This window comes from Amycolatopsis sp. NPDC005003, from assembly GCF_053600695.1.
Genome location: NZ_JBSGAI010000012.1, coordinates 66,863 through 91,693 on the forward strand (window position 1 = coordinate 66,863; position 24,831 = coordinate 91,693).

General features: G+C 73.5%; 23 protein-coding genes. 13 read left to right on the plus strand and 10 right to left on the minus strand.

Features of this window, described 5'->3' with window-relative positions:
• Positions 1-5: 5 nt before the first annotated feature.
• The 3 genes from ACWED2_RS16255 to ACWED2_RS16265 form a co-directional block, all read right to left on the minus strand.
• On the minus strand, positions 6-1,403 hold the full coding sequence (locus tag ACWED2_RS16255; protein WP_449691266.1) for a PP2C family protein-serine/threonine phosphatase: 1,398 nt from the start codon (positions 1,401-1,403) through the stop codon (positions 6-8).
• Positions 1,404-1,407: 4 nt separating this feature from the next.
• Positions 1,408-2,145, minus strand: coding sequence for a GAF domain-containing protein (locus tag ACWED2_RS16260; protein WP_449691267.1), 738 nt, complete (start codon positions 2,143-2,145; stop codon positions 1,408-1,410).
• A gap of 63 nt (positions 2,146-2,208) precedes the next feature.
• The gene (locus ACWED2_RS16265) at positions 2,209-2,766 is read right to left on the minus strand and encodes a DM13 domain-containing protein (protein ID WP_449691268.1); all 558 of its coding nucleotides are present in this window, start codon (positions 2,764-2,766) and stop codon (positions 2,209-2,211) included.
• Positions 2,767-2,920: 154 nt separating this feature from the next.
• Between ACWED2_RS16265 and ACWED2_RS16270 the strand changes: the two genes are divergently transcribed.
• The 4 genes from ACWED2_RS16270 (at position 2,921) to ACWED2_RS16285 (ending at position 6,302) form a co-directional block, all read left to right on the plus strand.
• Complete coding sequence (locus ACWED2_RS16270) at positions 2,921-3,859, plus strand: glycoside hydrolase family 5 protein (protein ID WP_449691269.1); 939 nt, start codon at positions 2,921-2,923, stop codon at positions 3,857-3,859.
• Positions 3,860-3,930: 71 nt separating this feature from the next.
• The gene (locus ACWED2_RS16275; RefSeq protein ID WP_449691270.1) at positions 3,931-4,677 is read left to right on the plus strand and encodes an ANTAR domain-containing protein; all 747 of its coding nucleotides are present in this window, start codon (positions 3,931-3,933) and stop codon (positions 4,675-4,677) included.
• Positions 4,678-4,686: 9 nt separating this feature from the next.
• Positions 4,687-5,607, plus strand: a complete 921-nt coding sequence (gene ligD / locus ACWED2_RS16280) for a non-homologous end-joining DNA ligase (RefSeq protein ID WP_449691271.1) — start codon at positions 4,687-4,689, stop codon at positions 5,605-5,607.
• A 275-nt stretch (positions 5,608-5,882) separates the two neighbouring features.
• The gene (locus tag ACWED2_RS16285) at positions 5,883-6,302 is read left to right on the plus strand and encodes a DUF6292 family protein (protein ID WP_449691272.1); all 420 of its coding nucleotides are present in this window, start codon (positions 5,883-5,885) and stop codon (positions 6,300-6,302) included.
• A gap of 72 nt (positions 6,303-6,374) precedes the next feature.
• Here ACWED2_RS16285 and ACWED2_RS16290 read toward each other — a convergent pair whose 3' ends face one another.
• Positions 6,375-7,445: a class I SAM-dependent methyltransferase gene (locus tag ACWED2_RS16290; protein ID WP_449691273.1), complete on the minus strand. Its 1,071-nt coding sequence runs from the start codon at positions 7,443-7,445 to the stop codon at positions 6,375-6,377.
• The gene (locus ACWED2_RS16295) at positions 7,442-8,404 is read right to left on the minus strand and encodes an alpha/beta hydrolase (protein ID WP_449691274.1); all 963 of its coding nucleotides are present in this window, start codon (positions 8,402-8,404) and stop codon (positions 7,442-7,444) included. The genes ACWED2_RS16290 and ACWED2_RS16295 overlap by 4 nt, the downstream gene beginning before the upstream one ends.
• Before the next feature lie 68 nt (positions 8,405-8,472).
• On the opposite strand from ACWED2_RS16295, the gene ACWED2_RS16300 reads away from it, so the two are divergent.
• Entirely contained in the window at positions 8,473-9,030 is a 558-nt protein-coding gene (locus ACWED2_RS16300) for a TetR/AcrR family transcriptional regulator (RefSeq protein ID WP_449691275.1), read from the plus strand.
• Positions 9,031-9,128: 98 nt separating this feature from the next.
• On the plus strand, positions 9,129-9,470 hold the full coding sequence (locus ACWED2_RS16305) for a DoxX family protein (protein ID WP_449691276.1): 342 nt from the start codon (positions 9,129-9,131) through the stop codon (positions 9,468-9,470).
• On the opposite strand, the gene ACWED2_RS16310 is transcribed toward ACWED2_RS16305, so the two are convergent.
• The gene (locus ACWED2_RS16310; RefSeq protein WP_449691277.1) at positions 9,428-10,294 is read right to left on the minus strand and encodes an alpha/beta fold hydrolase; all 867 of its coding nucleotides are present in this window, start codon (positions 10,292-10,294) and stop codon (positions 9,428-9,430) included. The two genes, ACWED2_RS16305 and ACWED2_RS16310, sit on opposite strands and share 43 nt — an antisense overlap.
• Complete coding sequence (locus tag ACWED2_RS16315; RefSeq protein WP_449691278.1) at positions 10,294-11,316, minus strand: alpha/beta hydrolase-fold protein; 1,023 nt, start codon at positions 11,314-11,316, stop codon at positions 10,294-10,296. The genes ACWED2_RS16310 and ACWED2_RS16315 overlap by 1 nt, the downstream gene beginning before the upstream one ends.
• 122 nt (positions 11,317-11,438) lie before the next feature.
• Here ACWED2_RS16315 and ACWED2_RS16320 point away from each other — a divergent pair, with 122 nt between their 5' ends.
• The 3 genes from ACWED2_RS16320 to ACWED2_RS16330 are packed head-to-tail and all read left to right on the plus strand — an operon-like array spanning position 11,439 to position 13,122.
• Positions 11,439-12,125, plus strand: a complete 687-nt coding sequence (locus ACWED2_RS16320; protein WP_449691279.1) for a hypothetical protein — start codon at positions 11,439-11,441, stop codon at positions 12,123-12,125.
• Positions 12,125-12,676, plus strand: a complete 552-nt coding sequence (locus ACWED2_RS16325; protein WP_449691280.1) for a DUF6529 family protein — start codon at positions 12,125-12,127, stop codon at positions 12,674-12,676. Before ACWED2_RS16320 ends, ACWED2_RS16325 begins: the two co-directional genes overlap by 1 nt.
• Before the next feature lie 26 nt (positions 12,677-12,702).
• Positions 12,703-13,122: a Rieske (2Fe-2S) protein gene (locus ACWED2_RS16330; protein ID WP_449691281.1), complete on the plus strand. Its 420-nt coding sequence runs from the start codon at positions 12,703-12,705 to the stop codon at positions 13,120-13,122.
• Here the strand turns inward: ACWED2_RS16330 and ACWED2_RS16335 are convergent.
• A complete protein-coding gene (locus ACWED2_RS16335) occupies positions 13,119-14,645 on the minus strand; it encodes a hypothetical protein (protein ID WP_449691282.1) in 1,527 nt (508 codons plus the stop codon). The genes ACWED2_RS16330 and ACWED2_RS16335 overlap by 4 nt on opposite strands.
• A 132-nt stretch (positions 14,646-14,777) precedes the next feature.
• Between ACWED2_RS16335 and ACWED2_RS16340 the strand changes: the two genes are divergently transcribed.
• Positions 14,778-15,695, plus strand: coding sequence for a DUF3800 domain-containing protein (locus ACWED2_RS16340; RefSeq protein ID WP_449691283.1), 918 nt, complete (start codon positions 14,778-14,780; stop codon positions 15,693-15,695).
• 369 nt (positions 15,696-16,064) lie between these two features.
• On the opposite strand, the gene ACWED2_RS16345 is transcribed toward ACWED2_RS16340, so the two are convergent.
• Positions 16,065-19,067: a tetratricopeptide repeat protein gene (locus tag ACWED2_RS16345; RefSeq protein ID WP_449691284.1), complete on the minus strand. Its 3,003-nt coding sequence runs from the start codon at positions 19,065-19,067 to the stop codon at positions 16,065-16,067.
• Between the two features lie 366 nt (positions 19,068-19,433).
• On the opposite strand from ACWED2_RS16345, the gene ACWED2_RS16350 reads away from it, so the two are divergent.
• On the plus strand, positions 19,434-20,531 hold the full coding sequence (locus ACWED2_RS16350; RefSeq protein ID WP_449691285.1) for a HesA/MoeB/ThiF family protein: 1,098 nt from the start codon (positions 19,434-19,436) through the stop codon (positions 20,529-20,531).
• Positions 20,532-20,533: 2 nt separating this feature from the next.
• On the opposite strand, the gene ACWED2_RS16355 is transcribed toward ACWED2_RS16350, so the two are convergent.
• Positions 20,534-22,687: an ATP-binding protein gene (locus tag ACWED2_RS16355; protein ID WP_449691286.1), complete on the minus strand. Its 2,154-nt coding sequence runs from the start codon at positions 22,685-22,687 to the stop codon at positions 20,534-20,536.
• A gap of 154 nt (positions 22,688-22,841) precedes the next feature.
• Here ACWED2_RS16355 and ACWED2_RS16360 point away from each other — a divergent pair, with 154 nt between their 5' ends.
• Both ACWED2_RS16360 and ACWED2_RS16365 read left to right on the plus strand, forming a co-directional pair.
• A complete protein-coding gene (locus ACWED2_RS16360; protein ID WP_449691287.1) occupies positions 22,842-23,744 on the plus strand; it encodes a bifunctional helix-turn-helix transcriptional regulator/GNAT family N-acetyltransferase in 903 nt (300 codons plus the stop codon).
• Positions 23,744-24,637, plus strand: coding sequence for an NAD-dependent protein deacetylase (locus tag ACWED2_RS16365; protein ID WP_449691288.1), 894 nt, complete (start codon positions 23,744-23,746; stop codon positions 24,635-24,637). The genes ACWED2_RS16360 and ACWED2_RS16365 overlap by 1 nt, the downstream gene beginning before the upstream one ends.
• The last annotated feature ends 194 nt before the right edge of the window (positions 24,638-24,831 follow it).

Here is a 24,831-nt window from a genome sequence, read left to right on the forward strand (position 1 = left end):
GGCGCTCAGCGTGAAGTCCACCGCGCGATCAGCACCCCCGCGTCCTGCCGGAACCCGCCGCCACCGTGGGCGAGCACCGCGCGGGTGAGCCGGCGGGCGATCTCCGGCGGCAGCTCGCCCGCGTCCCGGCCGAGCTGCCCGGCGATCCGGGCCCGGCCGAACGGTTCCCCGGTGCCGTCCTCGGTTTCGGCGACCCCCCGCGAACACAGCGCGAGCAGGTCGCCCGGGGCGAGCCGGAACTCGGTGACCGGCGGCGGCCCGCCCGCCGCGGCGAACCGCGGGGCGGCGCGCACGGCGACCGGCACCGCCTCGCCGCGGCGGACGACCAGCGGCGCGGGCTGCCCGACACCCAGCAGCCGCAGCAGGCCGGTGGCCAGGTCCAGTTCGGCGAGCACGCCGCCGACGGCCGGCCCGCCGTCGAGCTCGGCGCCGACCGCGGCGAACTGCTCGGCCAGTGAACCTCCGCTGTGCCGGGCGGCGCGGTAGGCGGCGAGCGCGCTCACCACCGCGGTGTTCGCGGCGCGGGTGCGCGCGCCGGCGTCGAACATCGCCAGCTGCGCCCGCTCCTCCGAGAGGGCGTAGTCGAACACGGTGCCGCACAGGTCGTACGCCGGCTGGACGCTCACGCCCACGACGACGCTTTCGGTCGCCCCGGTGAGCGGCGGCAGGGTCTGCCACAGCAGTTCGGCGGGGGAGTCGCGGCTCCGGTGCCGGCGACGGCGGTCCAGGCCGTCGCCGTACTGGGTCGTGATGGTGACGAGGTGCCCGAGCAGGGCGGCCAGCCACCGGCACTGCTCCCGCAGCGCCGGGTCGTCCGGGTCCGCGTCGCCGGCCGGGACGATTTCGAGGACCCCGAGCCGTTCGACGCCGTCCAGCAGGACCGTCCACAATGTCCCGTCGCGGGTCACCGTGCCGGCGCGGCGGAACACGTCGCCGCCGACGGTGGTCTCGATGTCGAGCTCCGCCGCGCCCGGCCGCAGCGGCACCAGCGTGCGCTGGTCGTAGTCGGCCAGGTAGACGCCGATCGTCAGGTCGAGCGCGCGGCCTGCCTCGGCGACCACGGCCGGGAGCCGCTCCGGCGGGGCGCGGTGGGCGCCTTCGAGCAGGTCGACGAGCGCTTTCAACGGACCGTGCAACGGTTTCGCGTCCCGGACCGAGTGGCTGTAGGGCGCGCGGGCCGGCCCGGTCACCTCGTCGAGCCGCTCGTTGACGGCGTGGGCGATCATGTCGCGGTCGACGCGGGGCAGCGTGACCAGCCCGTTGAGGTAGGCGTCCAGTTCCAGCAGGGGCAGGCTGCCGCCGAGGGCGAAGTACCGCATCCAGAGCTGTTCCAGCGTCAGGTCGCTCCGGGCGAAGCAGGCGGCGACCAGCCGCCGCTGTTCCTCCTCGGGCAGGAAACGCATGTTTTCACCCTTCCCGTGGCGCGGGACCGACGAGCTGGGCGGCGGCCTCGGCCGGGCTGGTGCCGTGGGCGCGGGCCAGCGAGAGCAGGTGGTCGAACGCGGCGTCCTCGCCGAGGCCGTCCCGCCCCATGAGGAAGCCCTTCGCCATGGCGATCCGGTCCCGGTCGTGGAGGGTGTCCTTGAACCGCTCGCTGAACCGGCCGGCCCGGTCGTAGGCGCGGGCGTTGGCGACGAGGACCGCGGCGCGGTCGGCGAAGGTCGCCAGCGCCCGCTCGTCGGCGGGCCCGAAGGCGCCGGCCGCGGTCGCGTAGACCTTGATGGCGCCGTGGCAGCCCTCTTCGGTGACCATCGGCGCGGTCAGCACCGACCGCAACCCGGAGCCGGCGACCGCGGCGCACCACCGGGCCCAGCGCCGTTCGGTGGCGGCGTCGTCGATCCGCTGCGGCGAACACCCGGCCAGCGCGGCGAGGCAGGGGCCTTCGGCCAGCTCGTACTGCAGGGCGTCGGCCTCGCGCACCAGCGGGGCCGACGCGCTCGTCGTGACGAGGCCGCCGTCGGCCTCGACCAGGGTCACGCCCGCGCCCGCGGCGGCGGGGATCGTCCGGCCGGCCAGCGAAACGATCAGCTCCAGCACCGAGTCCACGGATTCCCGGGAAAGCAGCAGCCCGGACATCCGGGCGGCGACCACGGCCAGCTCACCGTCCAGCGGCAGCTCGCCCGGCGAGGCCTGTTCCGACGACATGACCGGGGATTACCAATCCGGGGTCGCCGGTAAACCCGGCCGGCGGCCTCGGTGCCGGGCGCGTCAGGCCGGTCGGTGGGTCAGTTCCGCGGCCCCGAAGGACACGTCGAAGCGGTCGCACCAGACGCTCACGCTGGTGTAGGCGGCCGGGTCGGTGCCGGCGGGCAGGGAGTAGTTCTGGTTTCCCTTGTTCCCCTTCAGCTTGCCCGCGTCGACGTGCTTGCCGTCGTCGAACACGCCCCAGCCGTCCTTGCCCGGTTTCACCGGCGCGTCGGTGAGCCACACGTGCACGTCGGGGCCGCTGCTGGTGTCGAGGTTCTCCAGGCGCAGCACGAGGGTGCCGTCGGCCGAGCGCAGGATCCGGACGGTGCCGCTGGTCCGGTGCTCGTGGCTGATCAGGGTGCCGCTCGCGACTTCGGCGGGCGCCGCCGGGGGATCGGACGGCGAGGGCGCCGGTGGCGGGACAGCCGCCGGCGCGGCGGCCGGCAGGGCCTCCTGCACCGTCTCGTCGACCACCAGCTGCCACGGCTGGAACCAGTACAGGCCGCCCGCGACGGCGACCAGGCCCGCCGCCAGGGTGCCCAGGACCCAGGGCCGGGTGAGCAGCCGCTTGCGGTTCATCTGTTCTCCTCCGTCTTCGTCCGCCGACGCTCCATTCAACGGGACGAATCGCCCACCGGCGCCCGGCGCGCGGTTACCGATCTCTTACGCGCGAGGCGGGTTGCCCGCGTCGCGCGTGCCGCCGCAGCGGCTACCTTGGCATCGGGAGGCACCAATGAGCCGGTGGCTGGGGCGGGGCATCAACTTCGGCAACGCGCTCGACGCGCCGGCCGGCGGTCCGGAGCTCCCGCTCGCCGAGCGGTACTTCGACGAGGTGGCCGCGGCCGGCTTCGACACCGTCCGCCTGCCGGTGCGGTGGTCGGCGCACGCCGGGGCCGCGCCGCCGTACGCGATCGATCCCGCGTTCTTCGCCCGGGTCGACGCGGGCGTGGGCGCGGCGCTCGACCGCGGCCTGCGGGTCGTGGTGAACGTCCACCACTACCACGAGCTCTGCGAAGCACCGGAAGACCAGCGTCCCCGCTTCCTCGCGCTCTGGCGGCAGATCGCGGCCCGCTACGCCGGCCACCCCGGCGGGCTCTGCTTCGAACTGCTCAACGAACCCCGCGGCCGGCTCACGGCCGCCCGGTGGAACGCCGTGCTGGCGGACGCCCTCGCCGTCGTCCGGGCGGCCGATCCCGGGCGGACCGTGATCATCGGGCCGGCCGGGATGAACGGTCTCGAGGCGCTCTCGGCGCTCGCCGTGCCCGACGACGGCAACCTCATCGCCACGATCCACTACTACGCCCCGTTCGAATTCACCCACCAAGGCGCCGGCTGGGTGGCCGGCGCGCAGCGGTGGCTCGGCCGCACCTGGGGCGGCGCCGCCGACGAGGACGCCGTGCGCGCCGATCTGGCCCGGGCCGCGGCCTGGGGGCGGGAGCGGCGGGTTCCCCTGTTCGTCGGCGAGTTCGGCGCCTTCTCCGCGGCGGACCCGGTCTCCCGCGAGCGGTGGACGGCGTTCGTCCGGGCCGAGGCCGAGCGCCTCGGCATGAGCTGGGCCTACTGGGAGTTCGGCACGGACTTCGGCGCCTTCGACCTCGAGCGCTCCGCTTGGCGCGAGCCGTTGCGGCGGGCCCTCCTCGGCGAAGAGGCGGCCGCCGGCCGGGTGCGCTGACCAGGCCGGACATGGAACGACGGTGAAGTGGGTACTCGTGGGCACTTCGCGCCCGAGCGGGAGGAGCACCCATGGACCGACCGGACCCCATCGCCCCGGCCGCGCCGCTGTTCGACGAGGTCACCGGGGCGCTGGAAGCCCTCACCGCGGTGCTGGGGGCGGAGGACGACTTCCGGATCCTGCTGCGCCACGTGTGCCTGCAGGTGCGCCACGCCGTCCCCGGCGTCGACGAGGCGTCGGTCACCCTGGTCACCGGCGAGGTGCCGCACACGGCGACCGCCACCAGCGCGGTGGTGAACGAACTCGACGGCGAGCAGTACCGGATCGGCGACGGCCCCTGCCTCGAGGCCGTCCGCGGCGGCAAGATCGTCCGCACCACGGTGGCCGACGCGCTCGAGCGCTGGCCGCGCTTCGCCCGCGGGGCCCGGGAGGCGGGCTTCGGGAGCTTCCTCGCCGCACCCCTGGTGGCCGACGAGCGGTTCTCCGGCGCGGTCAACTGCTACGGACGGCAGGACGACGGCTTCGAGGAGGTCGAAGCCCGGCTGCTGGAGCTCTACACGACCGCGGTGGAGGCGATCCTCCGCGTGTACCACCGGTACCTGCGGGCCCGGGAGACCGCCGAGCACCTGCGGACCGCCCTGACCTCCCGCGCGGTCATCGACCAGGCCAAGGGCATGCTGATGGCGATCCGCCAGGTGGACGCCGAAGACGCCTTCGCCGTGCTGGTGGAGCAGTCCCAGCGGGAGAACGTCAAGCTGCGCGAGGTCGCCGAGCGGCTGGTCGAGCGGGTGGTCACGGGGCACGTCCTGCCGCGGTAGGGTGGGCGCGTGGCGGGGAGCCGGATCACGGTGCAGGTCGGCGAGCGGCAGCTGACGATCTCGAACCTCGAAAAGGTGCTGTACCCGCGGCACGGCTTCACCAAGGGCGAGGTGCTCGACTACTACACGAGGATCGCGCCGGTGCTGCTGCCGCACGTCCGCGACCGGGCGATGACGTTCGTGCGGTTCCCCGAGGGCGTCACCGGCAGTTCGTTCTTCGAGAAGGACGTTTCCCGGCACGCCCCGGACTGGGTCCGCACCGCGCGCCTGACCGTCGGCGGCCGGGGCAAGGACCCCGAGATCGTCGCCTACCCGCTGATCAACGGCCTGCCCGAACTCGTGTGGGCGGCCAACCTCGCCGCGCTCGAACTGCACGTCCACCAGTGGACCGTCGGGCCCGGCGACGAGCGCGGCACCCCGGACCGGCTGGTGTTCGACCTCGACCCGGGGCCCGGCGCGACGGTCGTCGACTGCTGCCGGGTCGCCGAGCGGCTCCACGACGTCCTCGTCGCGGACGGGCTCACCCCGGTGGCGAAGACCAGCGGCTCCAAGGGCATGCAGCTGTACGCGGGCGTCGTGACGACGGACGCCGGTGAGCCGTCCCGCTACGCGAAGGCGCTGGCCGAGCGGCTCGCCGCCGAGACGCCGGACCTCGTGGTGGCGCGGATGACGAAGAACCTGCGCCCGGGCAAGGTGTTCATCGACTGGAGCCAGAACAACCCGTTCAAGACCACCGTGGCGCCGTACTCGCTGCGCGGGCGGGAGGAACCGACGGTGTCGGCTCCGGTCACGTGGGACGAGGTCCGCGCCTGCCGGCACGTCACGCACCTGAAGTTCACCGCGGGCGAGGTGCCGGCGCGTGTCGACGAACTGGGCGATCTGTTCGCCGATCTGGAACGCACCCGGGTGCCGATTCCTGCGTTCGGCTGAACTTCGGCGTCTTCCATTCCGCCCGGTTGCTCGGCCGGGGTTTTCCGGTAATTGCGGAAAACGTCTTCACCTGCGGATTTGATCGTCCACAGTGGAGCTGTGCACGTGCAGACGGCCGTGTCGCTGCACGGAGCACAAGTGCGGATGTCCGGCGGTGGGCCGAAGTCCGCGAAATGGGTACGGTCTACGCACGAAGCGCGACGGCCGTCGCGGTGGCGAAAGACAATGACGTGGCGACTGTTGCCGGTCTTGTCGAACGTGGCGAAAGGAAACGGGTGTCCGGCCTGATCGACACCGATCTCGAATTCTGGTTCCAGCGCGGGCTGCGCGCGTATCTCGGCGAGGTGGCGCGCGCACTCGGCTTCGGCCTGGAATCCTGCACCGTGGACCTCGACGTCCCGGTGTCGGCGTACGTGGCGGTGGACTGGCGGCTGCGCCGGTTCCCCGAGCGCGACGTGGCGCTGCTCTGGGACGAGGTGCACGGCTGGGCGGTCGCCGTCGAGGCGGCGTGCGGCGAGGAGATGATCGTGCTGTCCTACCTCGGCGGCGCGGACATCCTGCCGCCACCGGGCGAGGTCGTGCGCTTCGTGGCCGCGCTGCGGTCCGGCGCCCGGGCACCGGACCACCCGGGCTCACCGGTCCTGCGGCGCGCGGGCTCCCATCAGGAGCTGCTGCCCCTGCTGCGGGCCCGCTGACGCTCCACAGTGGACTCGCGAGTGGTGGCGCGGGTTGGAACCCGCGTCACCACTCACGGTCTGCTGCACTGCTCAGCCGAAGGTCACCAGGCTGATCGACGGGCGCAGATCACGCAGGCCGGGCAGGTCCGCGAGCTTCCGCAAGGTGCCCGAGCGCCAGGCCTTGCGGCCGGGCGGCGGCTGCACGTCCTCGACGGCGGCCACACCGGGAATCCGCCCGGGCAGCCGGGCCGCTTCGGAGACCGTGAGGCCGAACGGCATCGGCGGTGCGGTGTAGCGGGCCGACAGGCGCAGCCCGGAATTGTCGGTGGTGGCCGGTAGAGTGGAAAACGGGGGGCGCCCCCGCGGCCGGGTCTCCGAAGCCCGGCGGCCGCTCGAAGTCTGCCCGCCCTCGGAGGCCGGCCCGCTCGCCGAATTCCGCCCGCCCTCCAGAGTTGGCCCGCCGCCCCGAGCCGGGCCGCCCTCGGAGGCCGCCCCGCCCTCGGAGGCCGGCCCGCTCGCCGAATTCCGCCCGCCCCCCGGAGCTGGCCCGCCGCCCCGAGCTGGGCCGCCTCGCAGTGTCCGCCGGCTGAGCCACGGCGGGATGGAGTCGAAGAACAGCTGCCCGCCGGGGAACCGCGCCGCGCAGTCGGCGATCAGGGCGAGCACCTCGGCGCGCTCGAAGTACATGAACAGCCCTTCGGCCGAGATGAACACGCCCCGCGCCGGATCGGGGACCTCCAGCCAGCTCCGGTCGAGCGCCGAGCCTTCGAACACGCTCATCCGCGGCTCCGCCGGGAGCAGGCGCCGGCGCAGGTCGGCCACCGGGGGCAGGTCCACCGACAGCCAGTCGACGGCGGGCCGTCCCAGGCGCCAGTAGGTGGTCTGCAGGCCCTCCCCGAGGGCGACCACCGTGGCGGCGGGATGCCGGTCCAGGTAGGCGCGGATCGCGCAGTCCAAGGCGGCCGCGCGCAGCGCGTGGATCTGGTCCGGCTTGCCGAACTTGGCGTAGTCGTAGGAAATCCCGCGCTGGAGGCGCTCGGCCAGCGGGTCGGCGAACGCCGAGCCGGGGTGCCGCGACTCCTCGGCGCGGTTGCGCAGCGTCCACAGGCAGGTGGCCGCCACCCCGTCCAGGCCGGCGCCGTCGATCGGGGCCGCGGTCATGCCGGGTCCACGGCGAAAGAAGCCCGAAGGAAGCCGAGGATCTCCGCCGCCGCGGCCTCGGCATGCCGGGCCTGTGGGACCAGGCCCGGCATGCTGAGGAACGCGTGCCCGGCGCCGGCGTACTCGGACAGCCGGACCGCCGTGCCCGCCGCCTCGAGGCGCTCGGCGTAGCGGCGGCCGTGGTCGGCCAGCGGGTCGTCCGTGGGCACCACCACGAGCGCCGGGGCCAGCCCGCCCAAGGAGCCGGCCCGCAGCGGGGAAAGCCCGCGGGCGTCGGTGCCGGGCGGGACGGCGAGCCGCCGGAACAGCCGCAGCACCGGCACCGTGAGGGTCGGCGTGTGGGCGTGCTCGGCGGCGGACGGGCTGTCGAGCATCGCGTCGGTGACGTCGACCGCCGGGTTGACCAGCACCTGCGCGCGCAGCGGCAGCCCGGCCTCCCGGGCCCGGATCGCGGCCAGCGCGCCGATCAGGCCGCCGCAGCTTTCGCCGAACACGGCGACCCGTGCCGGGTCGATGCCCCAGGTGCCGGCGTCCCGCACCAGGTGCCGGAGCGCGTCCCAGCCGTCGTCGGCCGCGTCCGGGAGGGGGTGGTCCGGGGCGACGAGCCGGTGTTCGACCGAGACGACGACCGCGGGCAGCCCGGCGGCGAGGCGGCTGTTCACCCAGTCGCTCTGCACCGCGGTGCCCACGAACCCGCCGCCGTGGACGTGGACGACGAGCGGCAGCGCGACACCGTCGTGCGCGGCCGGCCGGTACACCCGGATCGGCAGGTCGCGCCCGGGCAGCGCCAGGTCCCGCCACTCGATCACGGCGTCCGGGTGCGGTTCCCCGGTGATCGCCCGCGCGGCGGCGGACGCCCGGAAGCGGTTCTCCGCCGCGCGGTAGGCGAGCAGCTCCCCGGTGGTCATCGCGAGCCAGTCCGGCTCCGGCGGGCGCTGCGCGGTCGTGTCGGCCGACATGGTCACTCCCTAGTTTCGAAACCTGAGGTATCGAAACCAACGGTAGCGGAAACCGGTAGGCTCCCGCCATGGCTCCTTCCGCCCGGCCGCCGGGCCGTCCTCGCGCCGGCCTCCACGACGTGGTGTTCGCCGCGACGCTGAGCACGGTCGCCGAGCTCGGCTACGCGAAGGCGACCGTCGAGCGCATCGCGGCGGCGGCCGGCGTCGCGAAGACGACGATCTACCGGCGCTGGCCGTCCAAGGGCGAGCTGATCGTGGACTGCCTCCTCGACGCGTTCGGCCCGGCGCCGCTGGCCGGGGAGAGCCGGGCGGAACTGCTGACCGCGGTCATCCGCTGGGCGGCGGCCAAGATCGGCGAACCCGGCGTCGGCGACGCGTTCGCCGGCGTGTTCAGCGACGCGGTCAGCGATCCGGCGCTGCGCGTGGTGCTGTCCTCGCGGCTGCAGGATCCCTACCGGCTCGCACTCGAAGACGCGCTCGGCGAACCGGAGCACCGGGTGCTCTTCTTCGTCGACGTCGTGGTCGGCGCGCTGCTGCACCGGATGGGCATGACCGGCGAGCCGATGGCCGACGCCGACGTCGACGCGCTGGCCGAGATGGTCGTGGCGCACTTCCGGGGGCGGTGACGGCCGTCACGCGCGGGGCTGTCACATCGGCTGGGACCGCGGAGTCGTGGGGGTGACGGCCCCCGACGGCGGGGCCGCGAACCCGCAAGGAGCTTGCGATGAACACCGCGCACCTGATCGTCACCATCGCCGCCGCCGCTTGGGTCGGCTTCTCGGCAGTTTCGATGTTCGCCCGCGCGAAGTGGGTCGTCGAGCCGATCACCGAGTACGGCGTGCCCCGGTCGTGGTGGAACCTGCTCGGCACGGCCAAGGCGGCCGGCGCCGTGGGGCTGCTGGCCGGGCTCTACTGGCCGCCGATCGGCATCGCCGCGGCGATCGGCCTGGTGCTGTACTTCGGCGGCGCGCTCATCACGGTGGCGCGGGCGCGGTCGTACGCCCACCTGGTGTTCCCGCTGCTCTACCTGGCGCCGGTGGTCGCTTCGCCGGCGCTGCTGCCCTGACCGGCGAGCCAGGTGAGGGCGTCGGCGGCGTGGCGCAGCACGGACAAGTGGCCTTCGCCGGGCACGGGCCGGTACTCGGCGTGCGGGCACCGCCCGGCGAGCCACGCGCTGTGCGTGGCGGGGACCATCCGGTCCTGCTCGCCGTGCAGGAGGAGGACGGGCGCGGTGATCCGCGCGGGATCGGCGCCCCACGGTGTGACGTAGGCGAGGTCGTCGTCGATCAGCCCGCCGGGCCCGTCCGCGAGCGCCGCGTGGACGACCTCGTCCAGCCACGACCACGACCCGGCGAGCGCCGCCAGGTCGGCGTCGGTGAAGAGGTCCGGATCGGATTCGGCGGAAGCTTCGTACTTCTCCTTGGCGGCCCGGCCTTCCGCGGCGGCTCGCATCGAGGCGGCACTCGCGGCGGCCATGCCGCCGAACCAGTCGAGCCCCTCGGCGTCGAAGGGGGCGACGGCGGCCAGGCTCGCGACGGCGAAGACCCGCCCGGGCAGCAGGGCGGCGGAGGCGAGCGCGTGGGAACCGCCGCCGGAGTGCCCCAGCAAGGCGAACTCGGCGATCCCGAGCGCGTCGGCCACGGCGGTGACGCACTCGGCGGCGTTCCCGACGGTGCGCCCCGGCGCCGGCGTCGAGGTGCGGTAGCCGGGCCGGTCGTAGGACACGAACCGGACCCCGAGCTCCGCGGCCGTCGGCAGCAACGGCCCGGGCGGGGCGCCGGTGTTGGGGGTGCCGTGGTGCCAGAAGACGGTGCACCGCGCGGGGCCGCCGGTGTCGTAGACGTGCAGCGCGCGGCCGCCGGGCAGGGCCAGCTCGGTCTCGGTGACCATCAGCGGGCCAGCCGTTCCGCCAGCCAGGCCAGCGAAAGCGGGTACCGGTGGTCGATCCCGCCGTGGCCGGCGTCGAACAGCTCGAAGTGCACGCGGTCGTCCGGCAGGCCCGCGCGGGCCACCTCGGCCCGGAACGCCTCCGCGCCGACGTCCAGGAAGTACTCGTCGCTCGTGCCCGCGTCGATCCACACCGCGCGCAGCGACCGGACCGCCTCCGCGTGGCCCGCCACCATCCGCACCGGGTCCCAGCCGAGCCAGCGCTGCCACTGCTCCGGCCGCAGCGCTCCGGTCAGCGGGTCGAACGGCAGCTCCGGCGTCCCGTCCGCACGCGCCGAGAAGCACGCCGCAACGCCGAGCACCGTCAACAGGGTCGCGTCTTCCGGCTTGGTGAACGCCGGGCGGCTCCGGAAGTCCGCCCACCACGCCTGGATGTCCTGGTCGTAGCCGCGCAGCGCGCGGACCGCCTTGCCGAAGTCGGGGACATAGCACAGCTCGTACAGCGTGTCGCCCGCGTGCGTCGCCAGTGCGCCGAACAGGTCCGGCCGCAGCATCGGCGTGATCATCGCGCCGAAGCCGCCCGACGACTTGCCCGCGATCGCCCGGGACGCGCGGTCGGGAAGGGTCCGGTAGTGCTCGTCGACCCACGGCACGATCTCGTCGCACAGGTACGAGTGGTAGCGGCCGGTGCCCGGCGAATCGACGAACTGCGAGCCGCCGTACGCGGTCCACGCGTCGGCGTACACCACGATGCAGGCCGGTGCGCCCCCGGCGAAGACCGCGTCGGCCGTCTCCACGAACGGCTGCCGGAACGGCGTGCGGTTGGCCCACATCGTCAGGTGCCCGGTGTAGCCCTGGATGACGTACACCGCCGGATAACGCTCGTCGCCGTCGTCGTAGCCGGGCGGGACGCACACCCACAGCGGCCGTTCGTGGGGGTCACCCAGCGGATTGCCGCGCAGCAGCGTGGAAGTCACGGTGTGCCGGTCGAGCCTTCCGGCGAGTTCGCCGTCCCAGGGCAGCATGCCGCCAGTCAACCACGTGCACGGGCTAAGCATTACCTCTTTTCGACGCGTAGCGTTGAGCCGTTTCGGCCCGCGGTTCGTGTTGCGGACACGGTGGTGGACCAGGGAGAGCGGGGAAGACCATGAGACATCCGGGGCCGTTGTTCACGTTGCTCGCCGGCGTGCTGCTCGCCGGCGGGATCAGCGTCGCCAACCTGGCGACGGGCGCCGGCGCGCCGACGGTCGCCGGCGCCGCGAACGCCGCGAGCACCCCGACGGCCGCGCAGCCCGCGCCGGCCACGGCGGCCACGGCGTCGACGACGTCGGTGCCGCCGAAGCCCGACGTGCCCGCGCGGGCGAACTACGCCGGGAAGGTGACGGGCGGCGGCGCGTCGATCGCGGTGTCGGCGCGCGACGGCCACGCCATCGCGTACCTCTGCGACGGCAAGAAGGTCGAAGCCTGGCTCCAGGGCGTGGCCGCCGGCGGGAAACTGGACCTCAAGGGAGCCCCGGACGCGAGCCTGACGGGCAGTTTCGACGCCGCTTCGGTCACTGGGACCGTGACGGTGGCGGGCAAGACGTACCAGTTCACCGCACCGACGGCCAAAAAGCCCGCCGGCCTCTACCGGGCGGCGCCGAAGGTGCAGGGCAAGGCGGCGAAGGCCGGCTGGATCGTGCAGTCCGACGGCAGCCAGGTCGGCCTCCTCACGACGGAGGGGGACTCGACGCCCGCGCCGGTGCTCGACCCGGCCGCCGGGACGGCGACCGTCGACGGTGCGCCGGTGACCGCCGAGGCGGTCACCGGCCTGGCCGGGACCGGTGACTTCTGATGGCCGCCCCGGCAGCGGGCCACCGCGCCGCGGTCGCGCTCGTCGTGCCCCTGGGGGTGGGCGCCGTCGTCTCGGTGGCCCTCGGTGTCTACGGCGGCCTGCACACGCCGACCGGGGTCGCGGTGAACGTCGCCGGGTTCTCCGGCCCGCAGGCGGTGAAGGCGTGGCTCGCCACGGTCGTCGTCGTGCTCGCCCTCGTCCAGCTCGGTTCGGCACTGGCGATGTACGGCAAGCTCGGCGGCAGCGCGCCCGCATGGGTCGCGCCGGTCCACCGGTGGTCGGGACGGTTGGCCTTCCTCGTCTCGATCCCGGTCGCGATGCACTGCCTCTACGCGCTCGGGTTCCAGGCGTTCGACACGCGCGTCCTCCTGCATTCCCTGCTCGGGTGCTTCTTCTACGGCGTGTTCGCCGCGAAGATGCTCCTGCTGCGCAAGGACGGCGCGCCGGCGTGGTCGCTCCCGCTGGTGGGCGGCCTGGTGTTCACCGCGCTGGTGGGGCTCTGGCTGAGCGCGTCGCTGTGGTTCTTCACCCAGTCCGGCCTGACCTTCTGATCCGTACTGCTCTCGGAGGACGAAACGTGCGCAACGACGACGTGGACCCGGTGCTGGCGCGCCGGACGGCCCTCGCGGTCCTCGGTGCCGGGCTGGCGGCCGGCTGCACCACCTACGGCGGCACCGCGGGCGGGACGTCGGCGGCCCCGGCGCCCGGCGGCACGGAACTCGGTGCGGCCGCGGACGTGCCGGTCGGCGGCGGCAAGGTGTTCGCGGACAAGCAGGTGGTGGTGACGCAGCCGGTGGCGGGGACCTTCGCGGCCTTCTCGGCGATCTGCACCCACCAGGGCTGCACGGTCGACGCCGTCGCCGGCGGCACGATCAACTGCCCGTGCCACGGCAGCAAGTTCAAGATCGCCGACGGCTCGGTGGCGAACGGCCCGGCGTCGAAGCCGCTGGAGAAGAAGCCGATCACGGTCACGGGCGGCAAGATCACCCTGGCCTAGGCGTAGGCCTGCGCGATGGTCCGGCCCTCGATCGTCCACAACGGACTCGACGTGTCGGGCTCACCGTGCAGGACGGTCCGTCCGTCCGCACAGGTGTACCGGATGTCCGGCGCCGCGACGGCGGTGCACTGCAGCCCGTTCGCCAGCACGAGCAGGAAGGGGTCGGCCGTCCCGCCGGGCCGGGGCGGCGACGGCAGCGCGCCGGGGTAGGTCAGCCGGACCGCTCCGGTCGCCGAAGTCGGGCACGAGACCTGCGGCTGCGGCCCCGGCGCGGCGAAACACGGGTCGTACGTCGTGCCGCCGGCCGAACAGCGGTAGGCGTCGTGGCGGCCGGACACCGCGGAAACCACCGCGCAGGGCCCGGTTGCCCGTGCCGTCGTGGTGCCGGCCCGCGGGCGGTACTCGACGAGCTGCGTGAACCGCTGCGCGCGGCTGGTGGTCACCGGGATCTCGAACGCGGGGTTCGCGTCGGCGAAGCTGCTCGTCACCGGCCCGATCCCGGCGGCGACGAGCCGGTGCACCGCCGCGCCGCCGTCCGGGTGGCACGGTTCGAGCGCCGCCCACACGTCGGCCGCGACGTCGGCGAAGGGCCGGTCCGGGGTGTACCGGGCGGCGCCGGCGTCCGCGGCGCAGGTCAGCACGCCGGCCGACGGGCCGGTTGCGTCGGCCGCGCCGAACAGCGACGCCGCGCGGTGGGCCACCGCGGCGAGCGCCGTCCCGAGGGCGGGCCCGGGATCGGCCTGGCCGCGGATGCTCGACGGCAGCAGGCCGAACGGGACGGGGTAGGTCACGCCGGCACCGGGCCAGAGCAGGTCGCGCCGGCGCGGGCCGTTGAGCAGCTGCAGGGCGGGCGTACCCGCCGCCGCGGTCCAGGTGTCCGGTTCCGGCCAGCCCGGCGGCAGGACGATCCGGTACGGCACCCTCGAATGCGAGGTCAGCGTGACGTTCGCGTGGCCGTTGCCGACGGTCACGCAGGCCCACACCGGAGACCGCGGATCCGGCTCGCCGAGGCCGACGGTCGTCCCGGCGGAACTCGCGGCGCGCCCGGCGCAGTCCGGCCGTGGCCCCGGGTCGGCTTCGCGGCCCAGCGCGGCGAGGTCGAGCAGCCCGCCCCAGAAGCCGCCCTGGTGCGTCAGCCGGGCGACGATGCTCCGGGTGGCACCGTCGTAGCCGGCGGCCACGAGCCGCGGGCCGTTTTCGGCGATGACGACGGGCACGAATCCCGGGGGCGGCGCGGCGGGCACCGCGATCCGCACCTGCGGTGGCGGGCCGCCGTCGAAGCCGAGGTCGGCACCACCGCCGATCCGGCGGGTCATCGGGGCCGGGGCGTCCGGTTCGGGCGCCGGCCGTACGGAGACCCGGGTGCCGGCGGGGGCGATCACCTCGATCCCGTCGATGCCCGGCGCCGCCACCGCCTCCGCCGCGAGCAGCTCTTGCCGCACCAGGGTTCCCGAGCCGCCCAGCAGGAGCACGACCACGGCCGCCGTCAGGGCGAGCCGGGCCGGTCGTTCGTTCGTGGCCATCGGCACCTCCCGGAACACCTGCTCTTCGCGAGTCACCGGACCCGGGGCGGTCGTTAGCCGCCGTGGCCCAACCGTGACCCCGGCCGGTAATCCCCTCGCCCGCGGCCGGCGCGTTCTGGCACGATCGGGCGGGTGCGCCCGGTCGAGATCGCCTGCGACGAATCGGGTTCGGAGGGCGAGAACCTGCTCGGCGGCGAGACGGACGTCTTCGCCCACGCGGGCGTCCGGATGTCCTGGCCCGAGGCGACGGCCTGCGTGCGGGAGATCCGCGCCCGGATCGGCTCGCCCGCCGAGGAGTACAAGGCCAACCACCTGCTGCGGGCCAAGCACCGGGCGGTCCTCGAATGGCTGCTCGCCCCGGACGGCCCGCTCGCCGACCGCGGGCACGTCCACCTGACCGGCAAGACGTTCTTCGCGGTGCGGGCGGCGGTCACCCTGCTGGCCGGCGACGGCACGGACGCGATGGCCCGCACCCTCCACCGCGCCGGCCCGGCGGAATTCGGCGCCGCGCGCTGGGAGTTCTTCCTGACGGCGTTCGTCAGCGCGCTGCGGCTGAAGCCCCGGCGTGGCGTGACGACGTCACCGGCGGAGTTCTTCGCGCTGGTCGACGAGCTCGCGCGCGTGCCGGGCGAAGCCGGCGAGATCGTCGCCCGCTTCCGCGGCGGCGCCGAGCGCGTGGCCGCCTACCGGGCGCGGCTGGCGACCGACCCGGGCCTGGTCCCGGTGCTGGACCCGCTGGTGCCGGCGGTGATCCACACGGTCCGCCACTGGAGTGCCGGCGGCACGCCGGTCGAGCTGGTCCACGACGAGCAGCTGGCGCTGACCGCCGAGCGGATCCTGCAGCTCAAGGCGACCCTCGGACCCCGGCTGGCGGGCGTCCGGTTCGTCGATTCCCGAGCCGACGCACGGGTCCAGGTGGCCGACTTCCTGGCGGGCGTGGCCCGCCGCATCGCCTCCGACGAGCTCAACGGCCGCGGGGACGCCCGGTTGACCACGCTGCTGCGGTCCTTCGTGGACGCCGGCTCGGTCTGGGCCGAGCCGATGGGGTGACCTCGGAAGGTGGTGGGACAGAACGCATTCGCCGCTGTCCCACCACTGGTCACCGAATCCGCGCTCTACGCAAGAGCGCTTCCCAGCGCGAAGGTGAACACTTCAGGATTCCAGTAGCCGGTCTGAAGGAATACGGCGGCTACAGCGAAAAGTGCCAGCGCAAAGCCGGCGACGAGCTTCAATTTCCGCGACATGAAGTGGTCGGTCTCTCTGTGTGGGGATGCGGTAATCGCCGAAGCAATTACGCAAGGTGAACTAACTGCGGTGGCATCACCCTACAGAAGGGTGGTGACGTCTCGAACGGGTGGGGGTGATCTTACTTACCGTGTTGCAGGTGATCACGCTCAAGTCGCAAACCGAACGGTAGTACTATTTCCCGCTTAACCGGTGTTCAAAAGCGGGCCGAGTCGCGGAGGACGTGGTGAGGCCCGCGAGGTCTTCTTCGAGGTGCTGCACGCGTTCGTGGTCGCCCAGGTCGGCATAGATACCGGCTGCCGCTTGCCAGCCTTCTGCGGCCGCGGCGACGAAACCCACCTCTTGCAGCGCATGGGAAAGGACGTGAAGGGCCTCGGCTTCGACCGGCGAATTCCGGGTTCGCGCGGCGAGCCGCACGGCCTGTCGTGCGTAGCCGATCGCCGCCGCGTGCTGGGCCTGCCGGTAGTGGACGGTGGCCAGGACGCAACACGCTCGGGGGGCGACTTCCAGGTCGTGGATTCGTTGGACGATGGTCAATGAGTGCAGGCCGTGCCGCTGTGCGTCTTCGTACCGGTGCTGTTCGGTCGAAACGGCCGCGATCTCGGCCAGGGTTTCGGCCTGGCCGTGGTGGTTGCCGATGCCTTCCCGGAGGCTCAATGCCTCGCGGTAGAGGGCCAGCGCCTCCTCGTGACGACCGCGCCGGTGCAGGGTTCCGGCGAGCCGGTGCAGCGTGGCGGACTCGGCCCCCGGGTCGGCGGTCGCGGCGAGCTGGTCCAGTGCGCGCCGGTACAGCTCTTCGGCGGCGTCCAGGTTGCCGACGCCGGCTTCGTACGTCCCCAGGTGTGACAACGAGATGGCGATCCCCATCGGGCTCTGCGTCTGCTGGGCGATGGCGGCCGCCAGGTGGAATTCCTGCAATGCCGAATCATGTTCGCCCAGTGCGAAGAATATCAGGCCACGATCCGCGCGGGTGGCCCCTTCTGATTCGAGGTCGTGCACTGCCTGTGCGGAAGACACCGCCACGCCGTAGGTATCCCGGAGTGTTCGATAAAAACCGTAGCGACGGTAGAGACCGTAGAAATTGTGGGGAATTCTCCAGGCGAATTCATGGTATCCGCGTTCCGCCGACCAGGGTACCAACCTGGCGAAGGTGGATCGCTCACTCAGGAGAAAATTCGCCGCGTCTTCTTCCGAGGTGAACTCCCGCACGGGTATTCCGCTCAGTGGTGGTGGCATCGGTACCGGCGGCCGGAACGGGAAAAGCACCCGGTTGGCGTCGAAGCTGGCGGTCAGATAATACGCGAGCAGGCGGCGCTCGGCTTCTTCCCGTCCGTCGGCTCGCTCGGCGAGTTCGCGGGCGAAGGCCCGGAGCAGGTCGTGGACGCGGTAGCGGTCGCGGGAACCCGTGTGGGTGAGGAAATGAGTGCTGACGAGCACGTCGAGGGCGCGCTGGACCTCCTTGGCCGGCAAGCCGGCCAGCGCGGCCGCGGCGTGCAGGGTCAGTTCCGGCGCCGGGGAAAGCCCGATCAGCCGGAACAGATTCCGCGCTGCCGGCGCGAGGGCGTGGTAGGTGACCGAGAGAGCGGCTCGCACGTTCGCGGGCGGATCGTCCCCGTCGTCGCCGATGTCGAGCAGCCGGCTCTCGTCCCGCAGCTCGTCGGCGAACTCGGTCAGTGCGGTGCCGCGGCGGTTTTCGATGTGGTGAGCGACCAGCTGGAGCGCGAGGGGAATTCCGCCGCACAGCGCGGTGATCCGCGCGAGCGCCGCCGGTTCGGCGGCGGCCCGGTCGCCGATGCGCCCGCTCAGGAGCCGGACGGCGTGCGCGTCGTCGAGCAAGGTCATCGAGCAGCGCCGGGCCCCGTGCCGGCTGGTCAGCACGGTGAGGCCCTGGCGGCTGGTCACGAGGACCAGGCACGGGGAGAGCGTGGTCAGCAGCGGCAGCACGTGCGCCGAATTCACGGCGTTGTCGAGCACGACCAGGGTCCGGTTCGCCGCAAGGACTTCGCGGAGTTTCGCCTCCCGCCGCGTGCGGGTGCCGAGCCGGGCGATGGGCAGGTCGTACGCGTCGAGGAGCCCGTCGACCACGTCGCCGGGCGACACCGGGCGCTCGCCGTCGAAGCCGTGCAGGTCCAGGTACAACGCGGTGTCGGCCAGCCGGCCGTACTGCTGGTGTGCCCAGTGCACCGCGAGTGCGGTCTTTCCGATGCCCGCCAGGCCGTCCAGGACGATCACGCCGGGGCGGAACCGGCCCTCGGCGGTGTGCGCCAAGCCGTCGAGCGTCTTCAGCAGGTCGTCGTGGCCGACGAAATCCGCGGGCGCCGGCGGCAGCAGTGACCGCCGCCGGGGCGCGAAGTCCGGCAGCAGGCTGCGTGGCCGGGCCTGGTCGGACGGCGGCCGCGGGCGGGGGAGCGAGGCCAGCCGCTCGGCCGCGGTGCGGGCGCCCGGCGCGGTTCGCCTGCCCGGCCCGGTTTTCGAGATCAAGGTGTCGTAGTACTTGAGCAGGTCGGCCGCGGCGGCGTGGTCGCCCTCGGCCTGGAGCAGCTTTCGCACGGCCACGTGGTAGGCGCCCATGTCGTCGGTCCGGTCGAGTTCGTGCAGCGTCTGCAGGCGGCGCCGGGCCAGCCCGAGGTCGGTCCGGTGCTCGCGCTGGAGCTCGTCGAGCTTCCGCAGCGCGGTGTCGAACCGTTCGAGGGCGATCAGCTCGCCCAGCAGCAGCTGGTTCGCCGGCAGCCAGGCGTTGTGCACCGCCGCATGGCGCCAGGTTCGGGCCGGCTGCGAGGTCAGGTCCGCGAGCGGCGGCCCCTGCCAGAGCGCCAGCGCGGCCGTGGCCACCTCGCAGGCGGCCTCGTGCTCGTGGGCCCTGCTGTGGCGCCGAGCCGTTTCGATCAGCTTTTCGAAGGCGAAATAGTCGATTGTGGACCGTTCGGCCTCGAGGTGCAGCGCGCCGTCGATCGTGCGGAGGGTGGCGGGAAGGGCTGCTTCGCGGATCGCCTTGCCGATGCGCCCGGAGTAGGTGCGGAACGTGGAAACCGGGTCGTTCGGCTCCGGCTCGTCGACCGACCAGACCCACTCCGCCAGGGTGGCCATCCCCATGCGCACCTTCGGATTCGTGAGCAACGCGGCCAGCACCCTGCGGAGCTTGAGCGAGCCCCAGTCGGTGGTCAACTGACCGTGCATTCGCATGGTAGTCTGCCCGAGAATTCCGAATGCGATCTCCATCCCGCCAGCTTTCCCCCCTCCTGTGGGATCGCTGATCCTCCTCGCCGATTTCGAGTTTCCCATTCGCTCGCGCCCGCGCCACCGCTCTGACCTGTGCTGACATTGATTTGTCACGTTCGATCCGGCCGTGTTGCGGGTTTGACCGTGCCTCCGGCATGTCGTTGACAGCGGCGGGTTCCATGCTTCCGGTGTCCGGTCGAGCATCGGCCGGGCGGGGCGCAGATGCCGGAAAGGAGCACGAATTCATGATCGAATTCATCGAACCGGAGCGGGAAACGACCTTCAGCCACCCCACCCAGAACAGCTAGCGACGCCGAGGAGGAAATGGCCGTGCAGCGACCCGTGATCAAACCCGAGCACCTCCCGGTCCGCCACGGCGGCGATCGTGTCCAGATCGGCGGGATCGTGCGCGGAATCGCCGCCGACATCCGCGATCCCGACGGGTGGGTGTGGGCGCTGCTGGAACTGCTCGACGGTTCGCGGACCACGGACCAGGTCGTCGCCGACCTGGTCCGCCTGCACCCGGCGGGGACCGGGGCCGAGGTCCGGGCGGCCATCGGGGACCTGGTGGCGGCCGGGTACGTCGAAGACGCCGGCGAGCCCGACCCCGCCGGGCTGAGCGCCGCCGAACGGGAACGCTACCGGCGGAGCCGGGCGCTCTTCCGGTGGATGGACCGCACCCCGCGCCGGACGAGCTGGGACACGCAGTTGCTGCTGCGCGGGGCGCGGGTCGTCGTCATCGGGATCGGCGGTGTCGGCTGCACCGCCGCCCAGACCCTGGTGGTTTCCGGGGTCGGGCACGTCCACTGCGTCGAACCCGACGTGGTCGAGCTGTCCAACCTCAACCGGCAGATCCTGTACACCGAACGGGACCTCGGCCGCCCCAAGGCCGAGGCCGCGGTCGAGCGGCTGCGTGCGCACAACTCCGAGGTCCGGGTCACCGGAGCGCGGCTGGTCGTCGACGGCCCCGCGGTGCTGCGGACGCTGGCGACCGGGTTCGACGTCGTGCTGCTGGCCGCGGACCAGCCGGCGGAGATCCGCTCTTGGACCAACCAGGCGTGCCTGGCGACCGGGACGGCGTGGGTGCACGGCGGCTACCACGGTCCCCAGGTCGGCTGCGGGCTGTACCGGCCGGGTACCGGTCCGTGCTACGACTGCGCCCGGGCCGCCGAGCGGGAACGGCGCGCCGGGCTGCCGCCGCGGACCTTCCCGGCCGCGGCCGGGAAGGTCCGGTCGCACGCGGCCAACGCGGTGTCGGCCGGCGTCGCGGGGCAGTTGGCCGCGCACGCCGCGCTGAGCTTCGTCACCGGCGCGCCCGCGTTGCGGACCAACTGCGAGTTCGGCTTCAACCTCGTCACCCTGCAGGACAGCTTCGCGTTCGGCCCCGAGTCACCCCGGCCCGACTGCCCGGCCTGCGGCTGACGTCACGCGCCGGACGTCAGGTCCCGGACGCGGGCGCGCAGGGATTCGGCGTGCTCCACGTCGAGGTCGTCGAGGAGCGCGGCGGCTTCCGCGAGGCATTCCGCCGCGCGCGAGCCGTCCCCGGTGCGTTCGAGCGAGGCTGCCGCCGTTTCGAGGGCTTCGGCGAGCAGAGCCTCGGTGCCGGCGAGCGCCCGGTACCGCGCGATGGCCTGCCCGGCGTACTCGATCGCCTGTTCGTGGGCCTGGAGTCCCTGCAGCGCAATGGCCATGTCGCACAGGGCATAGGCTTCGCCGACGCGGTCCGCGGTCTCGCGGCGCACCGCGAGTTCTCGTTCGGCGTGCGCCCGGGCCTGCTCGAACTCACCCAGCCGGACGCTGATCCGGCTGAGGTTGCACTCCACGACGGCTTCCGGCCGCCCGCCGCCCGCCTGCCGGGCGAGGGGCAGTGCCCGGAGGTAGTAGTCCCGCGCCTCGGCGTACCGCTGCTGCCGGAAGCGGATCTGCCCCAGGCCGGCCAGGGCCATCTCGTGCCGGACGGCGTCGCCGAGGTCGCGGGCCAGGACGAGCTGACGGCCGAAGTCGGCTTCCGCCTCGTCCCAGCGCCCCAGGTCCGCGAACGTGTCACCCCGGAAGCCGAGCAGGAGCGCCTCGGCGGCTTGGTCACCGGCGGCTCTCGCGGCCTCGACGCCGAGCGTTTCGGCCTCGAGGCGCACCGACCAGAGGGCGCGGTCCCGGAGGCTGAGGAACCTCGCGGCCGCCGCCAGCACGACGGCGGTGGGCTCCTCGGTGGCCGACCGCAGGACCGCGAGCAGGTTCGCCTGCTCGGTGTTCAGCCACGCGAGGGCCTGGGCGCGGTCGGCGAGCGGCAGGTCCGGGCCCACCGGCGGCAGTTCGACGGCCGGGGCCTCGAGACCGGGGAAGACGAGCCGGTCGGCCGCCTGCGCGGTGCGCGCGTACCAGGCGGACAGCCGGGACGCGGTCTCGCGCCGGCCGTCCGGGGTGTCGTCGCGCTCGGCGCGATGCGCCGCGTAGGCGTGCAGGAGGTCGTGGAACCGGTAGCGCCGGGCCCCGACGGACTCGATCAGGTGCACGTCGGCCAGCGCCTCCAGCAGCCGGTACGCCGTGGCGTCGTCGATCCCGGCCACCGCGGCGGCGGCGGGCACCCCGAACTCGGCGCCGGGATGCAGGCCGAGCCGGCGGAACAGGCCGGCGTGTTCGGCCGAGAGCCGCGTGTACGACCAGTCGAACACGCTTCGCACGGCACTGCGCTCGTCTTCGCTGCTGCTCAACACGTCCAACCTGTCCCGGCCGCCGGCGATGTCGGCCACGACCTCGGCGACGCTGGTGTGGCGGCGGGTGGCGATGCGGGTGGCGGCGATCCGCAGCGCCAGGGGCAGCCGCGCGCACACCTCGACGAGGTCGGCGACGGCGTCGGGCTCGGCGGCGATCCGCGCGGGCCCGAGGATCCGCCGGAGCAGCACGTGGGCTTCGTCCGGGCTGAACAGCTCGAGGGTGACCTGGCTGGCGGCTTCGGCGACGAGCAACCCGGTCAGGCTGGCCCGGCTGGTGACCAGCACGACACAGCCGGGGGAGCCCGGCAGCAGCGGCCGGACCTGTTCGGCGGTGCCGGCGTTGTCCAGCAGGATCAGCACCCGGCGGCCGGCGAGCACCGAGCGGTACATGCTCACCTGGGCCTCCAGCCCAGCCGGGATCCGGTCCTCGTCGACGCCCAGCACCCGGAGGAACGAGGCGAGCACGAGATCCGGGCGCACCGGCGCGCTCGGGCCGTAACCGCGCAGGTCGGCGAACAGCGTGCCGTCGGCGAAGCGGTGTTCCACCCGGTGCGCCCACTGCACGGCCAGCGCCGTCTTCCCGACCCCGGCGGTGCCGTCCAGTGCCGAGATCACCGTGGCGGCCGGGCGGCTGTCGTCCCGGTCGAGCAGGAGGCCGTCCAGCCGGGCGAGCTGCTCGGCCCGGCCGGCGAAGTCGCGCACCGCCGGCGGCAGCTGGCGGGGCACCGGGAGTTCCTGCCGCTGCGCGGGCGGCAGGACGACCTGCCGGATCGTGCCCGCTTGGACGACGGAACCCACCACGGTGCCCGCTACCTCGTTGGACACCGGTCTCGTGCCGTGCTCGTGCTCCGGTTCGTCGACCATCGCATCCCAGCCCGCAGCTCGACAGCAGAACTTCCGGTGTACCGCAGGGGCCGCGAGCCGGGGAAGCTGAATGTGACACGGTCAACGCGTACTGTCACCGGAATGGCCAAGCTGTCCGCAACCCAGGACAGAGTTCTCTGACTATGGTCAGAGAATGGACTCAGGCCTGGTCGACGGCGTCCGGCGGTTCAACCGGACGGTCACCCAGCGGATCGGTGCGCTCGACGACGCCTTCCTCGCCCGGGCCCGGCCGCTCGGCCAAGCGCGGGTGCTGTGGGAGATCGGTGCGGCCGGGCGGGACGTCCACGAGCTGCGGGCACGGCTCGACCTCGACTCCGGCTACCTCAGCCGGCTGCTGCGCGGCCTGGAGCGCGACGGGCTGGTGCGGGTCGAGCCCAGCCGGGACGACGGCCGGGTGCGGACCGCGGTGCTCACCGAGGCCGGGCTGGCCGAACGGGCCACCCTCGACCGGCTTTCCGACGACGCGGCCGCCGCTCTCCTGGCGCCGCTGTCCGGTGGGCAGCGCACCCGGCTCGTCGCCGCCATGGCCGAGGTGGAACGGCTGCTGACGGCGTCGGCGGTCGAGGTCGCCCCCACACCGCCCGGGCACGCCGATGCCCGCCGCTGCCTACGCTCCTACTTCGCCGAGCTGGCCGGGCGGTTCGACGACGGCTTCGACCCGGCGCGCAGCATTTCCGCGGCCGACGCCGAAATGACCCCGCCGGCCGGGGTGCTGCTGGTCGCCGAACTGCACGGCGAACCCGTGGGCTGCGGCGCGCTCAAGCTCCCCGCCGGTTCGCCCGCCGAGGTCAAGCGGATGTGGGTCGCGCCGTCCGTGCGTGGTCTCGGGCTGGGGCGCCGCCTGCTGGCCGAGCTGGAGGCGTACGCCTTCGACGCCGGTGTCCGCACGCTGCGGCTGGAGACGAACCGCGCGCTCGCCGAAGCGATCGGGCTGTACCGCGCCGCCGGGTTCCGGGAGGTCGCGCCGTTCAACGACGAGCACTACGCCGATCACTGGTTCGAGAAGACCCTCACCGGCCCACGTACGCTGGCGTAGTGCGGACCCGGCCCACCCTCTCCTGGACGTCGGCGGACGCGCCGCTGCCGCGGACGTCCAGCCTCGACGAGCTGACGGCTGTCGTCGCGCGCGGGCGGGTGGCCGTGCTCAGCGGGGCCGGGCTGTCCACCGAGTCCGGGATCCCGGACTACCGCGGGGAAAGCGGCAGCCTGCGCCGGCACACGCCGATGACCTACGACGAGTTCGTCACCAGCGCCGAAGGGCGGCAGCGGTACTGGGCGCGCAGCCACCTCGGCTGGCGCACGATCGCCCGCGCCCACCCCAACGACGGCCACCGCGCGGTGACGGCGCTGCGCGAAGGCGGGTACGTCGGCGGCGTCATCACGCAGAACGTCGACGGCCTGCACCAGGCGGCCGGCACCGCGGACGCCGTGGAGCTGCACGGCAGCCTGGACCGCGTCATCTGCCTGGACTGCCGCCGCACCAGCCCGCGCGCGGAGCTGGACCGCCGGCTGCGCGCGGCCAACCCCGGCTTCACCGGCGCGGCCACCCGCATCAACCCGGACGGCGACGTCGAGCTGCCCGCCGACGTGGTCCGCGGCTTCCGGCCGGTCCCGTGCGAGGCCTGCGAAGGCGTCCTCAAGCCGGACGTCGTGTTCTTCGGCGAGAACGTGCCGCGGCCCCGGGTCGAGCAGTGCTACGGGCTGGTCGACGCCGCCGAGGCGCTGCTGGTGCTCGGCTCGTCCCTGACGGTGATGTCCGGCCTCCGCTTCGTCCGCCACGCGGCAAAGGCGGGCAAGCCGGTGGTGATCGTCAACCGCGGCGAAACCCGCGGCGACCGCTACGCCTCGGTGCGCGTCGACCGGCCGCTGGGGCCTGCGCTGACCGAGCTGGTCGGCCGCCTCGGTGAGGAGCGCGGCCGGACCGCGTGAGCGGCGCGGCGGCTTGGACGAGCCGGTCCGGGCGGGTGGGGGGAACCCGGCCGGACCGGCTCTGGCGACGGACCTCCACAGCCGGTCGTCGCCTGCAAGACGCGGCGGCCGCCCCGGTCGTTACAGTGCCGATGGTTACCGATCCGACCACAGCCACGGCCGAATGGCTTCGTAGCAGCGGTTACGTGCCGCGT

What these genes read in the sequence shown, in the direction of transcription:
- ACWED2_RS16350 (WP_449691285.1), top strand. Translation starts at nt 19,434, where the DNA reads ATGGCCGTGCAGCGACCCGTGATCAAACCCGAGCACCTCCCGGTCCGC.
- ACWED2_RS16315 (WP_449691278.1), bottom strand. Translation starts at nt 11,316, where the DNA reads ATGCTGCCCTGGGACGGCGAACTCGCCGGAAGGCTCGACCGGCACACC.
- ACWED2_RS16310 (WP_449691277.1), bottom strand. Translation starts at nt 10,294, where the DNA reads ATGGTCACCGAGACCGAGCTGGCCCTGCCCGGCGGCCGCGCGCTGCAC.
- ACWED2_RS16325 (WP_449691280.1), top strand. Translation starts at nt 12,125, where the DNA reads ATGGCCGCCCCGGCAGCGGGCCACCGCGCCGCGGTCGCGCTCGTCGTG.
- ACWED2_RS16260 (WP_449691267.1), bottom strand. Translation starts at nt 2,145, where the DNA reads ATGTCGTCGGAACAGGCCTCGCCGGGCGAGCTGCCGCTGGACGGTGAG.
- ACWED2_RS16275 (WP_449691270.1), top strand. Translation starts at nt 3,931, where the DNA reads ATGGACCGACCGGACCCCATCGCCCCGGCCGCGCCGCTGTTCGACGAG.
- ACWED2_RS16335 (WP_449691282.1), bottom strand. Translation starts at nt 14,645, where the DNA reads ATGGCCACGAACGAACGACCGGCCCGGCTCGCCCTGACGGCGGCCGTG.
- ACWED2_RS16290 (WP_449691273.1), bottom strand. Translation starts at nt 7,445, where the DNA reads ATGACCGCGGCCCCGATCGACGGCGCCGGCCTGGACGGGGTGGCGGCC.
- ACWED2_RS16305 (WP_449691276.1), top strand. Translation starts at nt 9,129, where the DNA reads ATGAACACCGCGCACCTGATCGTCACCATCGCCGCCGCCGCTTGGGTC.
- ACWED2_RS16345 (WP_449691284.1), bottom strand. Translation starts at nt 19,067, where the DNA reads ATGCACGGTCAGTTGACCACCGACTGGGGCTCGCTCAAGCTCCGCAGG.
- ACWED2_RS16355 (WP_449691286.1), bottom strand. Translation starts at nt 22,687, where the DNA reads ATGGTCGACGAACCGGAGCACGAGCACGGCACGAGACCGGTGTCCAAC.
- ACWED2_RS16255 (WP_449691266.1), bottom strand. Translation starts at nt 1,403, where the DNA reads ATGCGTTTCCTGCCCGAGGAGGAACAGCGGCGGCTGGTCGCCGCCTGC.
- ACWED2_RS16360 (WP_449691287.1), top strand. Translation starts at nt 22,842, where the DNA reads ATGGACTCAGGCCTGGTCGACGGCGTCCGGCGGTTCAACCGGACGGTC.
- ACWED2_RS16320 (WP_449691279.1), top strand. Translation starts at nt 11,439, where the DNA reads ATGAGACATCCGGGGCCGTTGTTCACGTTGCTCGCCGGCGTGCTGCTC.
- ACWED2_RS16265 (WP_449691268.1), bottom strand. Translation starts at nt 2,766, where the DNA reads ATGAACCGCAAGCGGCTGCTCACCCGGCCCTGGGTCCTGGGCACCCTG.
- ACWED2_RS16300 (WP_449691275.1), top strand. Translation starts at nt 8,473, where the DNA reads ATGGCTCCTTCCGCCCGGCCGCCGGGCCGTCCTCGCGCCGGCCTCCAC.
- ACWED2_RS16295 (WP_449691274.1), bottom strand. Translation starts at nt 8,404, where the DNA reads ATGTCGGCCGACACGACCGCGCAGCGCCCGCCGGAGCCGGACTGGCTC.
- ACWED2_RS16270 (WP_449691269.1), top strand. Translation starts at nt 2,921, where the DNA reads ATGAGCCGGTGGCTGGGGCGGGGCATCAACTTCGGCAACGCGCTCGAC.